Consider the following 14,071-nt stretch of genomic DNA (forward strand, 5'->3'; position numbering starts at 1 on the left):
TTTTAGCTTTCAATAATATATATGAGCATTGAAGGCTATTCTACACAATTCTCCTGACGGCGGGTGCTGTACAGTATGGAATATTTTCCAGCCTTCAACGGTCTTTATAAGCTGGAATGAATTCACTCCACAGTGTGAAAATTCCTCACCCACATAGAACTCATAGGGAGTCCAGGCTGAGGCGAGTTCTGCATCGACTCTTGATCTCATAGCTCCCATCAGAACTTTCTCGTTGAGTCTTCCGGGTTCGGCTGCAACCGATGCTGTTCACAAAAGCTTCCAGGTTGCCGGTTCTAACGGTACCATTACTTCCCTCTTCGATTCTTAACGACTGGTTTGCATTATGGCTTCCGGCTGGAACGTTGCTGCTACTTTTCTTCTCGTCTGCCTTCCGAGCATGCCCTTCAAATAACATGTTCAATAGTAGCCTGAACTTCCTGTTTTCGGCTGAGTTTTGTGAGCCCGTATCGCTCCGGGTAATGCGATGACTAGAATAGCATGCGGCTAAGAGAATTGATTTCATGGTTCCGTTCGTTAGGGTTAAAGAATTTGAACCACATTTACGGGAATTATTCTAGATAAGTTTGTTAGAAAATGTAATGGGCTTGGAGACTAGAATAAGACTGAGAAAATAGAACGCTGATAACCCGGATCTGGTGGATCATCGACTAACATGTTGCAGGGTCAACCTGAATTCAAGATGAAAAAATTAGAAATCAGACAGGAAAGTTGAGATATGGTCATTCCCGTGCAGACGGGAATCTAAAACGTACCACAAACTCAACCTTTGAATCTCATCAACCTATTAGATTCGGGCATTCGTCGCGAAATGACTCTATATCCTGATAAATGATCATTTCTTATCTCGAACCGGTGCTCGAATAGCAAATTCTAAAACCAGTGGCCATCCCCGTTCAAGTACGATTGAAACTAAGAAACAGAACACGGATAACACGGATTGGGCGAATCATCGCGGAAATGTTTTTTGATAAGTTATTTTATTAATCAGCGACCATCTGCAGGATCAGCGTCATCCGCGTTCCATTCGGTTGTTTCTGCGAAGGTCCAGTGAAAGCCCCGCACATTATTTAAATGTGGGCGGGGCTTTCAGGAATTTAATAGATAAAGTCCTGCTTTTAGTTACAGCAACATCGCAAGTGGATTTTTCCAAGCAGGTTCTTCACAGTATTCAGGAATTCGGCTGCTTTAGCTCCGTCCACAATTCGGTGATCGGAAGACAGCGTCACTTTCATGCGCTTGCCTGGAACTACTTCTCCATTCTCCACAACGGGTACGTCACGAATAGCACCAACTGCTAAAATACATGCGTTTGGCGGGTTGATGATGGCCGTGAATTCTTCAATGCCAAACATCCCCAGATTACTGATGGTGAAGGTACTTCCTTCCATCTGCTCGGGCTGAAGTTTTCGGTCTCGTGCCAATCCGGCCAGCTCCTTGGTTTCGGAAGAGATCTGCAATAAACCTTTCTTGTCAGAGTGGCGGATAACCGGAGTCATCAGTCCTTCATCAATAGCCACAGCAACTGCAACATGTACATCACCATGCTCCTTGATAATATCATCGTACCATGAACTGTTCACAGCCTGATGACGAGTCAATGCTACAGAGCACGCCTTAACCACAATATCGTTGAAGCTGATCTTAACATCGTTAGCATCATTCATCGACTTGCGAGCTGCCATAGCCGCTTTCATGTCAATATCGATAGTTTCGTAGAAATGCGGATTGGTGAACTTGCTCTCTGAAAGGCGACGGGCAATGGTCTTTCTCATCTGAGAGACTTTAACCTCTTTGCTTTCCAGACTTTCGAAGCTCTGTGTTGAGGTCGCTGCTGCAGCAGGTGCAGTTTCTTTATATTCTTCAATATCTACTTTGACGATACGTCCGTTTGGACCGGAACCATTTACCTTGGCAAGATCAATACCTTTTTCTTCAGCCATTTTTCGAGCTAAAGGAGAAGCCAAAATTCGTCCGTGCTCACCTGTAGATGCAGCAGTTTCTTCAGTAGAAGATTTACTTTCTGACTTCGGCGAAGTCAGTGTAGCTGAACCATCACCACTTTTAGATTTCTCTTTGTTAGCAGATTCTTCTTTTTCATCGGAAGCTGATTCTTTAGCTTCTGCTTTTTCCTCAGATTTTCCGGAATCAGAAGATCCGGCACCTTCAAGAATCTCGGAAATGTCTTCACCTTCCTCACCCAACACCGCCATGAGTCCGCCCAAAGGAACTGCATCACCTGCTTCTACAAGAATTTTGAGTACGGTTCCTTCGTCAAAGGCCTCCACTTCCATCGTGGCTTTGTCGGTTTCCACTTCGGCGATGATATCACCGGCTTCTACCTTGTCTCCTTCTTCTACATTCCACGAAGCGATCACCCCTTCTTCCATGGTATCGCTAAGCTTTGGCATTTCAATCTTAATGGCCATAATCTTTTGTATTAACTGTTGAGTGAGTTGTTTGTTCGTTCAATTTGGTAAATATAATTCAATGTAACGGGTGTATAAGTGAAAAGGCAAAAGTGAAAGGTGAAAAGTGAGTTTTGGAACACTTTTCACTTTTGCGTTTTCACTTCTCCCCTAATTCCTATATGTAACCTGATTTACGGCTTCGATCACATCCTTAGCATCCGGCAACCATGCATCAAACAAATTCTTCGCGAATGGTGCATTCACATCCGGAAGAGTAACACGTTGAACGGGAGCATCCAGATAATCGAATGCCTCACGCTGTATCAGGAATCCGATCTCGGCGGCAAATCCGGCAAACGGATGAGCTTCATCCACGACTACACAACGGTTGGTTTTTTTAATTGATTCCACGATCAACGGCAGATCCAACGGCTTCACCGTTCTTGGGTCAATAATTTCCACATCTACTCCGTCTTTCTCAAGCTGAGCAGCGGCTTGTTTGGCCACATGATACATTTTTCCATGAGCTACAATAGTCACATCGCTTCCCTCACGTTTCACTTTCCCTTTTCCGATCGGGATGATATAATCTTCTTCTTCAGATACTTCACCTTTCATTCCATACATCTGCTCCGATTCCATGAAAATAACGGGATTGTCATCACGGATAGCAGATTTTAGAAGTCCTTTGGCATCGTCCGGCTCGGAAGTATAGATCACTTTCAGTCCCGGGAAGTGGGCATACATGGAATCGTAGGCTACGGAGTGTGTTGCACCCAATTGACCTGCAGAGGCATTCGGGCCACGAAATACGATCGGCATCGAAATTTGTCCACCGGTCATATAGCCTGCTTTAGAAGCGTGGTTGATGATCTGATCGGCAGCTAAAACCGCAAAATTGAAGGTCATGAATTCCACAATGGGACGAAGTCCGTTCATTGCAGCTCCCACACCAATACCGGAAAACCCAAGCTCGGAGATCGGGGTATCGATCACGCGCTTGTAGCCGTATTTGTCTAAAAGTCCTTCAGTGGCTTTGTATGCGCCATTATATTCAGCAACTTCCTCACCCATAATGAAGACTTTCTCTTCACGGGCCATTTCCTCGTCAATTGCCTCTCGTATTGCTTCTCTGAATTGTAATTCTGCCATTACTTTATGTCGTCAGTTTTAAAATTAGTTGTGGAAATAAGGTTCGTCTTCGGCAAACATGTCATCGTACAACGCAGATTCCTCCGGGAAGTCCGAATTGTCCGCAAACTCCACGGCATCCAGCACTTCCTGTTCTACCTTCTCTTCTATTTCTTCAATTTCTTTATCCTTAAGGATCTTCTCATCCTTCAGATAGGTTTTCAATCGCTCAATAGGATCGTTCTTCTGATATTCTTCGAGTTCCTCTTTAGTTCTGTATTTCTGAGGATCTGACATAGAGTGACCGCGATAGCGATAGGTTCTGATCTCTAAGAAATAAGGCTCGGATGTTTCACGTACTTCTTCTGAAATCTCTTTCATAGCTTCGTAGACGGAAAAAACATCCATTCCATTCACAACCTTACTCTTCATTCCATAGGCTTTGGCACGATCTACGATCTCAGTCACCGTATGTCTGCGAGCCGCTGTACCCATAGAGTAACCGTTGTTTTCTACCGCAAAAATAGCCGGCAGTCCCCAAAGATTGGCAATGTTAAAAGTCTCGTGCAAAGCACCCTGATCTACAGCTCCATCACCAAAGAATGTGGCTGAAATTCGACCATTTTGGTTGTATTTGTTCGCAAATGCGAGTCCACCACCAATCGGAATATGGCCACCTACAATACCGTAGCCGCCCCAGAAATGATTTTCAGTTTTGGCAAAGTGCATGGATCCGCCCTTTCCTTTGGAACATCCCGTTTTCTTGCCAAACAATTCGGCCATACCTTCATCTGGAGTGATGCCTCGGCACAATCCCCAACCATGATCACGATAGGCTGTTATTATATCATCATCATCGTTCAGTGCAAATACGGTTCCGGTCGAAACAGCTTCCTGACCAATATAAAGATGCAGAAATCCACCAAACTTCCCTTTCTGATACTGCTGCATGGCACGTTCTTCAAACCGTCGCTGAAGATACATCTGCTCATACATGGCTTTGAGATCATCTTCACTCAAGCCTAAGGATTTATGTTTTTTCTTAGTGGGTTTCGGAAGATCAACGCCTTTTTGTACGGCACCATCTTTTTCATCTCCTATTCCCCGGGGAGCAAAATTTACTTCGTCTGTTTTCTTTTTAGCCATATTATATTTTTGAGATCATTCTTTGCATCAAAGGCTGCAAATATATTCATTTTTTATGAAGATTTTGTGATTTGATTGCGTTTCGTTATAATTACAGCTATCCGAATTGGAACGACCGGATGACCGCTGATCATTGCGGATGAGTCACTGATTAATAAATTATAACACATCAAAATCCTTTCCGCGATTATCCGCCCAATCCGTGTTATCCGTGTTCTATTCCATAGTTACCATCGAATTGGAACGCGGATGACGCTGATCCTGCAGATGGTCGCTGGTTTAGATTTTTCTGTTGTTTGAAAAAACTTTTCTTTTGAATTCTGGTTTTCTGCCGAAATTGAATAAAAGACCAACTTCAATTTCTGTTGCTTTTAGATAATTGATCAACTGATATTCATGGTCCTTTTCGACCTTTCGAGCGGTTTTAAGTTCAAGAATTACTTTGTCATCAACTAAAATATCTGCAAAGAACTCACCTACATTTTGATCTCTGTATGAAACAGAAACAGGAAATTGCCGAACTGCTTTCAAGCCGGCTCTTTTGAGCTCAATCAGCATCGCTTTCTCATAAACACTCTCAAGAAAACCATAACCTAATCGGTTATAAACAGCATAAAAGCATTCTATAATCCTCTCAGTCAATTCCTCATGTTTCATAACCAAACCATAATATCCGCGATTATCCGCCCAAACCGTGTTATCAGTGTTCTATTTCATGGTTACAACCGAATAGAACGCAGATGACGCCGATCTTGCGGATGGTCACTGATTAATTATTAATAACCTATGATAAAACCTTTCCGCGATGATCCGCCCAATCCGTGTCATCCGTGTTCTATTTCATAGTCCGATTAGGAAATAGATTCCTTGATCAATTCATTCACTTTCTCTAATGCTTCAGCCAGTTTTTCAGGTTGACGTCCACCGGCAGTCGCCAGGTTAGGCTGACCGCCACCTCCGCCACCAACAAGCCTTCCAAGCTGACCGACCAATGCACCGGCCTTCAATCCTTTTTCTTTGATGAGGTCTTCCGTCAAAGCAACCATCAGGTACACTTTGCCTTCTTCCTCATCTTTGGAGCCGAGTACGATTGCGGTATTTTTCTTGGTTTTTTGAATGCCATCATAGCCCAGTTGCTTCAGCGCGTCCATATCGGCGCCGGGGACCTCCCCTTTCACCAAGTTAATGCCTGAATCAAGTGAGCCGGCACTCTGGATCAGTTCATCCAGCTTGGCACCGGTATTTTGCATCTGCACTTTTTCGAGTTCCTTTTCGAGAGCTTTCTTTTCCTCGATCAGTTTCAGTACATCTGCAGCCAGATCCTGGGTTTGACCTATGGCTCCTTTCACTTGCTGTAATAATCGTTTTTCATCGCGGAGAAGCTTATCAACCTGAGTACCGCAAACGGCTTCGATGCGGCGGATCCCGGCTGCCACGGAGGTTTCATTGGTGAACCGGAAATAGCCGATCTCACCGGTAGCTCCTACGTGAGTTCCACCACAAAGCTCTACCGAATAATCATCATCAAAGGTGATCACACGAACGGTTTCGCCGTATTTCTCACCAAACAGCATCATTGCTCCGCGCTCTTTAGCTTCGTCTATCGGCACGTTACGTTCTTCTTGCAGCGGAATGTTTTCCTGAACCTTCTCATTCACCAGCTGCTCTACTTCCTCCAGTTGTTCATCGGTCATGGCTTCAAAGTGAGAGAAATCGAAGCGCAAGTGATGTTCATCCACCAGCGAACCTTTTTGTCCCACATGATCACCCAAAATTCCCCGCAATGCGGCATGAACCAAATGCGTAGCAGAGTGATGTTTCTGAATTTCTATACGTCGGTCAAAATCAATGCTAGCTGTCCATGTTCCGGAAAGATCTTCAGGAAGTTTATCTACATAATGAATGAACTGTCCGTTATTCTTTCTGCACATCCAATACTTTGATGTATTCATCACCATTGGTAATGAGCACCGGTATCAGCTACCTGTCCACCGCTTTCCGCATAAAATGGAGTTTTATTCAAGATGAACAGCATATCTTATCACCTTCTCTTCTGAGTAGCCAAAATTTCTACTTCAGTTTCAGCATCATCATAACCAACAAATTCGTGAATCCTAATCTCAGAAGATCTTTCGGGTGTAACTGCATACCAAATATTAGTTTCACTCTGATCCACCGAAAACTTTCCGGCAGCACGGGCGCGTTCTTTCTGCGCTTTCATGTGTTTGTTGAATTCTTCTACATCTACCTCCACTCCACGCTCGCGTGCCATGAGTTCGGTAAGATCGATCGGGAAGCCATAGGTATCGTGAAGTTTGAAAGCATCCTCACCGGATAACTTTTTCTTCCCTTCCACCATCTCGTTGAACAGCTCGATTCCCTGCCCAAGTGTTTTCAGGAAGCTCTTTTCCTCAGAGCGGATCACATTAACAATATATTTTTTCTGCGCTTTGATCTCCGGAAATACATCCTTGAACTGATCAGCCAGCACATCCACAAGCTTGTAGAAGAATGGCTCTTTGAAATCCAGCACATCCCAGCCATATCGAATAGCACGACGCAATATTCGCCGGATAACATACCCGCGGCCATCATTTCCGGGAGAAGCTCCATCTGCAATGGAGAAGGTCACTGCGCGAATATGATCGGCAATCACCCGCATGGCGATGTCTTTTTCTTCATCCTCGCCATATTTCAGTCCGGCCAGGTCAGCAATTTCATTCAATAAAGGAGTGAAGACATCGGTATCGTAATTAGAGGTCTTTTCCTGTAGCACGGCACACACACGCTCAAAACCCATTCCGGTATCCACGTGCTGAGCAGGTAGTTTTTCCAGGGAGGCATCCGGTTTTCGGTTAAATTGAATGAATACCAGGTTCCAGATCTCCATCACTCGGGGATCGTCCATATTCACCAACTCGGCACCGGGTTTCTTTTTACGTTCTTCATCAGAGCGCAGATCGATGTGTACTTCCGAACAAGGTCCACACGGACCGGTTTCGCCCATTTCCCAGAAATTATCTTTCTTACCGCACTTCAGGATATGATCGTGATCAATCGAAGTCTCACTTTTCCAAAGCTCAATAGCTTCATCATCCACAGGCAAACCATCGGCTTCATCCCCTTCAAATACGGTAGCATAGAGTCGGTCAGGGTCAAGGCCCCATTTCTCCACCAATAATTCCCACGCCCATCCAATGGCTTCCTTTTTGAAATAGTCACCAAATGACCAATTCCCCAGCATCTCGAACAACGTGTGGTGGTAGGTATCATGACCCACTTCTTCCAGATCATTGTGCTTACCGCTTACACGAATACACTTTTGAGTATCGGCCGCACGCTTCCATAGCTTACCCTCATGTTTGAGAGCCTCTTCTTCCCCAAGAAAAATGGATTTGAACTGATTCATCCCCGCATTGGTGAAAAGCAGGGTCGGATCATTTTTGGGAACTACGGGAGCACTGTCAACAATGGCGTGATCTTTTTCAGCAAAGAAATCAAAAAATTCCTGACGGATCTGGGCGGAAGTCTTATGCGACATTAATTTTGATGTGTGAGTGTTGAATTTTAAAGAGCCTTAAAGATAGGAAAAATATAGTTTGAACTCATGCGGGAATTAACCGCGGAGGACGCCGAGTTACACGGAGTTTTTTGGAAATCGGTCTGACGGCTTGGAGTCCGTCTGACCGAAGGGTAATGGCAACCATCTCAACCCCACAGAACCAAAAGCTCGCGGAGTACGATATCTGTTTCTCTGGGCACTAACAAATGGAACGCGAATGACGCTGATATTGCGGATGGTCACTGATTTAGAATTATTTGTCCATCACAAAACTATTTTACCTCGTTCCCAACGTCCTCGTTGGGAACGCCTGCTCGGACCTCCCGGTCCGTATGTAGCCGAGGCAACCAACCCTGCCCAATTTTTGAAGAACTATTCAAGCCTTCCAACCCCTTGGACAAAAATAATTCTACACATGATAACCCCGGGTTGCGTCCTACAAACACTAATCCCAAATTCTACATTACAACGGGCTTACCCGGGGCTACAGATATGTGACTCCTACGGAGTCGGTAAGCCTAATAGATCCGTGGAGTCCTATAATCCAAATAATCCGCGATTCTGATAATTAGATTCCCACCTCTGCGCGGAATGACCATTAAACACTTCTTCCTTAGATATTGAATGTTCCTTGTTCGATGTTCAAATAATTTTTCCTCCCTCTTGTATCACTCAAAATTCTAAAGTACTTTGAAATAAAAAGTACTTTGCATGAAAGAAGAACAAGATTACATTCAGGATATCGCAGAGATACGTTCCATGATGGAGCGGTCTTCTAAATTTTTATCGCTTTCCGGATGGGCTGGAATATTGGCCGGAATCTACGCCTTGGGCGGTGCATGGATCGCTTACAGTGTTCTAGAATTTCACCCCGATGAACTTTTTTACTACCTATCCTGATCTGAGCAATATCATTACTTAACGGCAACCGGATGTTCTCATTCTCGCACTGATCAGCGCCCTTCTGGATTCCCGAAGAAAGGCTCGAAAACAGTGATGAAAAAGTCTGGAATGACACCTCTCGCAGATTGCTTAACAAGCATGTCTATTCCCCTATTTGCCGGTGGATTTCTGATCGTTATACTGATCTCCAAAGGCTTGCTTGGATTGATCGCTCCCCTCACCTTGGTATTCTATGGACTCGCATTATTCAACGCCGGCTTTTATACCATTCAAGAGGTTCGCATCATGGGCTTTGCACAGATGATACTTGGATTACTAAACATGGCCTATATCAGCTATGGACTTCTTTTTTGGGCGATCGGATTTGGTGTTGTTCATATCCTGTACGGACTATATATGCACTTTCAGGTATGAGCGGTGATCAACAGTGAACGTATCATTCGACGATCTACATAAAGCATTTGAAAACAGGGTCAGGCTGGGAATCATGTCGGCACTGGCTGTTAATGATTCTCTGGATTTTACCTCTCTCAGGGATTTCCTGGATGTGACCGATGGCAATTTGGCCACACACATCAAGAAACTGGAAAACGAAGGATTTATAGAGATAGAAAAAGCTTTTATCGACAATAAACCCAACACCAGTTATTCTATAACGCTAAAAGGTGAAAAAGCATTTAAAGAACATCTCAAAGTCCTGGAACAGATCATTAAATCACAGAAATAGCTATGAAAACAGATCACTCTAAAAAACATAAAAATGCACAAGCTGCTTTCATTCCTGACCATCTTCATCGGTCATCTCTTTGATGACCTTCATAATCGTAGTTGAAGATGAACCGGGCGCCCTTTCCAGGCTTTATTCTGTAATATTGGGCGGAACCGGTTGGCACTGTTTCGCCCGATCAAAAATTAGTTTTCAGAAGAGCTAAAAAATTTACTTGATTTCTTTGTACTTAAAAGTACTTTTATATGACCTTATAAACTATACTACCATGAATACAGATAAAACATTGCTTAGATCCGTATCATACCTTGCACTTACTACCGTAATACTATTACTGATCCCTTTGATTGCTATGCTGTTTTCGGAAGATGTTGTATGGACTATTTCCGATTTCATCTTTGCCGGCGCACTCATATTTGGCACGGGCCTCACCTACATTCTGGTTACCAGGCAGTCAACAAATATTACCTACTGTGTTGCCGTTGGATTTGCTCTTTTCTCCGGCTTGTTTCTGATATGGAGTTATCTTGCAGTCAGGAATCATTGGTTAGCGAAAGAAAACAATGAATTCAATGCATTATACTTTCTTGTTATTGCTGTTGGCGTGATCGGAGCTTTCGTGTCCCGATTTAGATCCATCGGACTGGGATACACCATGTTTGTCATGGCAGCAACACAGTCAATTATCGCTATTACTGCTCTAATAACGGGAATGGCAGATCTGCCTCACAGTTCCGTTTATGAGATAGTTGCAGTGAACGGATTCTTTATTACGCTTTTTTTGGTAGCAGCAATGTTGTTTCAATATTCAAGACAGGACTTCTCCGGGAAACCAAGTACCACCTCTCAAAACGAGTAAATACATAGAGGAACGAATTCATTTTCGCAGGGTTTAGTTCTGCACATATAAATCATACTTTTCAGATATAACAATGAAGTTTATTATCGGAATTTTATTTTTCATTCTCTCTATGAACACTCAGCTAATATTCGATTTTGATAAGAACTCAGATCTTAAAGACTGGAGTATCGTTGATGACGTGGTAATGGGTGGCCGGTCTAATGGCACAATGGGTTTAAGTCCTGAGGGACACGGTCTCTTTTTGGGAGACATCGCTTGAAAATAATGGTGGCTTCTCCTCAGTTCGCTATGAATTTCCCCTCTATCTCTGTAAAAACGGATCAAATGATCAGGATCCGGATCAAAGGGGATGGAAAACGATATCAGTTCAGAGTCAAACACAAGGTAAACCGATTACGCTTCCTACATCACCTATTTCGAAACTACGGGGGAATGGCAGGATCTGGAATTCCGAGTTGGAGATCTCTACCCAACCTTTCGGGGAAGAAAACTGGATCGACCTGATTTTGATCATGATTCCATTGAGGAAATTCGTTTTTTGATCGGAAATAAAAGGCCCGAGTCATTCAAACTTCTCATCGACAAAATTGAGTTAGTTGAAGAATGAATAAAGCAGACATTCTCATCATTGGCGGCGGACTAACCGGATTAACACTGGCATATTTGCTAAAGGAAACTGACCTGAAAGTAGCCTTGGTAGAGGCACGTAATCGCCTCGGAGGACGAATTTTAACCGTTGGTGGAAAGGATCAGGCAACAGTTGAAATGGGGGCAACCTGGCTGGGTCCGGCTCACACCAAACTCCAGTCTCTTCTGGATGAACTTGGGCTGAAAACGTTTCGGCAAAGGCTGGGTAGTAAAGCCATTTATGAGCCGACATCCATGAGTCCACATCAACTCGTTACCCTGCCTGATGGAGCAGCAACCTAGTTACCGCATTGAAGGCGGAACCTCCGTTTTGATAAGAACATTGGCCGGGCATTTACAAAATGAGGATCTATTTCTGGATGAGCCCGTGAGTAAGATCACTGCCAATAATAGCAAACTGATCATTGAAGGCATTAATAATAAATTTGAAGCGGGTAAAGTCATCTCCACTCTTCCTCCAAGACTTTTGGCTTCAAGAATTCAGATAGAGCCTGATCTTCCCAAAAGCGTAAAAGATCTGTTATCCGTTACACACACTTGGATGGGGGAATCCATGAAATTTGGATTGACCTTTGATGATCCGTTCTGGCTGGAAGAAAACTCAAGCGGTACGGTGTTCAGCAATGTGGGACTTGTCACTGAAATGTATGACCACTCTATGAGAGATGGCAGTCAACATGCCGTCAAAGGTTTTCTAAACAGTACTTATTTCTCAGTTTCAAAAGAAGAGCGACTGAAAATGGTACTAAAACAGCTCAGAAAATATCTATGGGAATGCGATCGATAATTATGTAGAATATCACGAACTGCTTTGGGCCAGTGAGCCATTCAGCCTATATCCCGTATAACGAGCATGTCCTACCGCATCAAAATAACGGTCACAGATTCTTTCAAAAAGTCATATCTCAATAACAGGTTCATCATTGCCGGAGCAGAAACATCCGAGGTCTCTCCCGGTTATATGGAGGGAGCCATTCACAGTGCCTTTAATGTATATGATCAGATCAAAAAGATAAAAGAGTGACACCGCCTTAAAAATAAAGACGGGATAAACTCAACATCTTTGATGATTTACTTTTAGATTTTATCAAATTTAAAATCTATCTGACTATGAAAACCATCTTCAATTATTTCTTTCGTGGCATACTTTTCATCTTTCCTGTAGCAATAACTGCGTACATCGCCTACTCTACTATAATATGGACAAACGCGCTTTTTAACGACCTGCTATTCAGTTGGTTCAAATATGAAATTCCAGGTTTGGGGATCATCACAGGATTCACACTTACTACAATTTTTGGATACGTGATGTCAAGAACCTTTGCCAGACCTATCGTTTTCCTGTTTGAAAAACTAATGACCAAAACCCCATTCATCAACATTGTATATAATTCTCTTAAAGATCTTACGGAAGCGTTTGTGGGTGAGCGAAAGAAATTTACCAAACCGGTGGTTGTCGAATTCAGTGAGCCGTTTGGAATGAAACGGTTTGGCTTTATTACGGAAGATTCCCTTTCACATTTCGGGTTGGAAAATGAGGTGGCGGTGTATTGCCCACATTCCTACAATGTCTCGGGCAACCTTTACATTGTACCAAGAGATAAAGTCACTCCAATCAAGACCGATCCAACCAACTTCATGCGTTTTGTGGTCTCAGGCGGAGTAACGAAAACTCACGCTAATGTTTAGTAGACTTCCTCGAAGCAACGTGCGCCGGGTTTTACCTTTCGGCGCATTTCTTCCAGTCCCACTCATTGGGATCCATATCCACATAATCTCCTTTAAGAAGCAGATATTCAGAAAAACCCTTTTTAGCCAATCCCTTGTATATACCCGATTCCATTCCTTTAATTCCACAGATATAAACCAGCGTGTTTTCCTGACTGAAGATCGGATCCATGATTTCTGCTTCATCCTCTATGGCTGTTTGAACGTAATACTTGGACCCATCCGGTCGGCGATCCTCTCTTGAGATCTTGGCAATGTAGTGGAAGTTGTCATATTTTTTCTCCATTTCCATGAAGTAATCAGAATAGATTAGGTCGGTTCGATATCCAGCCCCAAACACTAAAGCAATATCACCTTTATAACCGGACTCCAGCATTTCCATGATCATCCCCCTGAAAGGAGCAATTCCGGTACCGGTAGCAAAAAATACATAGTTGAAATCTAGCGGATTTTCGGGCAATAAAAACCGCTTCCCGCTCGGCCCGGTCGCATCTACCTTATCACCGGGTTTAAGGTCAGCCAGGTAATTTGAACAGATCCCTAAATATAGCTTACCATCTATTTCTTCAATAGTCCTTTTAACAGTAGTAGACATCAGGTTTGGTTTGCCGTTCTCACCGGCAGTTGGTGATGAAACCGAATACAAGCGCAGTTTATGAGGCTTACCTCTTTCATCTTTACCCGGAGGTAAAATACCGATCGATTGCCCGATCCTGACCCTTCCTTCAAGATCGGTTCCGGATACATCAAAAGTCACGTGACGGACAAAGTTGGGGCTGTTTTCCTTGGTACAAATGTAATTTTCAACAACTGTGATCTCAGTAGGATTTTTTTTAGAATAGATATTCAGTTCTACTTCGGGTAAAGTAATTTCCGCCATATTTTGTATCGGTGATTAGGTTCAAAAAAAAGCCCGCATCTTTTCAGATACGGGC

Annotated in this window: 18 protein-coding genes; 10 read left to right on the forward strand and 8 right to left on the reverse strand. The window is 43.5% G+C overall.

The window, feature by feature from the left end; genetic code table 11:
• Window positions 1-160: 160 nt before the first annotated feature.
• The 7 genes from U5K35_RS07825 to alaS form a co-directional block, all read right to left on the reverse strand.
• Window positions 161-523, reverse strand: a complete 363-nt coding sequence (locus tag U5K35_RS07825; RefSeq protein ID WP_322570899.1) for a hypothetical protein — start codon at window positions 521-523, stop codon at window positions 161-163.
• Window positions 524-1,136: 613 nt separating this feature from the next.
• Window positions 1,137-2,447 carry a pyruvate dehydrogenase complex dihydrolipoamide acetyltransferase gene (locus U5K35_RS07830; protein ID WP_322570900.1) on the reverse strand — a complete coding sequence of 437 codons (1,311 nt, stop codon included), beginning with the start codon at window positions 2,445-2,447 and terminating at the stop codon, window positions 1,137-1,139.
• Window positions 2,448-2,597: 150 nt separating this feature from the next.
• A complete protein-coding gene (locus U5K35_RS07835; RefSeq protein ID WP_322570901.1) occupies window positions 2,598-3,581 on the reverse strand; it encodes a pyruvate dehydrogenase complex E1 component subunit beta in 984 nt (327 codons plus the stop codon).
• A gap of 24 nt (window positions 3,582-3,605) precedes the next feature.
• Window positions 3,606-4,706, reverse strand: a complete 1,101-nt coding sequence (pdhA, locus tag U5K35_RS07840; RefSeq protein WP_322570902.1) for a pyruvate dehydrogenase (acetyl-transferring) E1 component subunit alpha — start codon at window positions 4,704-4,706, stop codon at window positions 3,606-3,608.
• 279 nt (window positions 4,707-4,985) lie between these two features.
• Window positions 4,986-5,363, reverse strand: coding sequence for a GxxExxY protein (locus U5K35_RS07845; protein ID WP_322570903.1), 378 nt, complete (start codon window positions 5,361-5,363; stop codon window positions 4,986-4,988).
• A 194-nt stretch (window positions 5,364-5,557) separates the two neighbouring features.
• Window positions 5,558-6,658 carry a DHHA1 domain-containing protein gene (locus U5K35_RS07850; RefSeq protein ID WP_322570904.1) on the reverse strand — a complete coding sequence of 367 codons (1,101 nt, stop codon included), beginning with the start codon at window positions 6,656-6,658 and terminating at the stop codon, window positions 5,558-5,560.
• A gap of 89 nt (window positions 6,659-6,747) precedes the next feature.
• A complete protein-coding gene (gene alaS, locus U5K35_RS07855; protein ID WP_322570905.1) occupies window positions 6,748-8,247 on the reverse strand; it encodes an alanine--tRNA ligase in 1,500 nt (499 codons plus the stop codon).
• A gap of 732 nt (window positions 8,248-8,979) precedes the next feature.
• On the opposite strand from alaS, the gene U5K35_RS07860 reads away from it, so the two are divergent.
• The 10 genes from U5K35_RS07860 (at window position 8,980) to U5K35_RS07900 (ending at window position 13,097) form a co-directional block, all read left to right on the forward strand.
• A complete protein-coding gene (locus U5K35_RS07860; RefSeq protein WP_322570906.1) occupies window positions 8,980-9,168 on the forward strand; it encodes a hypothetical protein in 189 nt (62 codons plus the stop codon).
• A 96-nt stretch (window positions 9,169-9,264) separates the two neighbouring features.
• Window positions 9,265-9,585 carry a hypothetical protein gene (locus U5K35_RS07865; protein WP_322570907.1) on the forward strand — a complete coding sequence of 107 codons (321 nt, stop codon included), beginning with the start codon at window positions 9,265-9,267 and terminating at the stop codon, window positions 9,583-9,585.
• Between the two features lie 13 nt (window positions 9,586-9,598).
• The gene (locus tag U5K35_RS07870; protein ID WP_322570908.1) at window positions 9,599-9,898 is read left to right on the forward strand and encodes a transcriptional regulator; all 300 of its coding nucleotides are present in this window, start codon (window positions 9,599-9,601) and stop codon (window positions 9,896-9,898) included.
• Window positions 9,899-10,166: 268 nt separating this feature from the next.
• Window positions 10,167-10,757, forward strand: a complete 591-nt coding sequence (locus U5K35_RS07875) for a hypothetical protein (RefSeq protein ID WP_322570909.1) — start codon at window positions 10,167-10,169, stop codon at window positions 10,755-10,757.
• Window positions 10,758-10,830: 73 nt separating this feature from the next.
• The gene (locus U5K35_RS07880) at window positions 10,831-11,019 is read left to right on the forward strand and encodes a CIA30 family protein (RefSeq protein ID WP_322570910.1); all 189 of its coding nucleotides are present in this window, start codon (window positions 10,831-10,833) and stop codon (window positions 11,017-11,019) included.
• A gap of 147 nt (window positions 11,020-11,166) precedes the next feature.
• Complete coding sequence (locus U5K35_RS19665; protein ID WP_416221619.1) at window positions 11,167-11,367, forward strand: CIA30 family protein; 201 nt, start codon at window positions 11,167-11,169, stop codon at window positions 11,365-11,367.
• Complete coding sequence (locus tag U5K35_RS07885; protein WP_322570911.1) at window positions 11,364-11,690, forward strand: FAD-dependent oxidoreductase; 327 nt, start codon at window positions 11,364-11,366, stop codon at window positions 11,688-11,690. The genes U5K35_RS19665 and U5K35_RS07885 overlap by 4 nt, the downstream gene beginning before the upstream one ends.
• Complete coding sequence (locus U5K35_RS07890; RefSeq protein WP_322570912.1) at window positions 11,674-12,195, forward strand: FAD-dependent oxidoreductase; 522 nt, start codon at window positions 11,674-11,676, stop codon at window positions 12,193-12,195. The genes U5K35_RS07885 and U5K35_RS07890 overlap by 17 nt, the downstream gene beginning before the upstream one ends.
• Before the next feature lie 66 nt (window positions 12,196-12,261).
• Window positions 12,262-12,432, forward strand: a complete 171-nt coding sequence (locus U5K35_RS07895) for a hypothetical protein (RefSeq protein ID WP_322570913.1) — start codon at window positions 12,262-12,264, stop codon at window positions 12,430-12,432.
• Between the two features lie 86 nt (window positions 12,433-12,518).
• Window positions 12,519-13,097, forward strand: a complete 579-nt coding sequence (locus tag U5K35_RS07900; protein WP_322570914.1) for a DUF502 domain-containing protein — start codon at window positions 12,519-12,521, stop codon at window positions 13,095-13,097.
• A gap of 31 nt (window positions 13,098-13,128) precedes the next feature.
• On the opposite strand, the gene U5K35_RS07905 is transcribed toward U5K35_RS07900, so the two are convergent.
• Entirely contained in the window at window positions 13,129-14,016 is an 888-nt protein-coding gene (locus U5K35_RS07905) for a hypothetical protein (RefSeq protein ID WP_322570915.1), read from the reverse strand.
• Window positions 14,017-14,071 lie beyond the last annotated feature (55 nt).

This window comes from Rhodohalobacter sp., from assembly GCF_034521535.1.
Lineage (GTDB): Bacteria > Bacteroidota > Rhodothermia > Balneolales > Balneolaceae > Rhodohalobacter.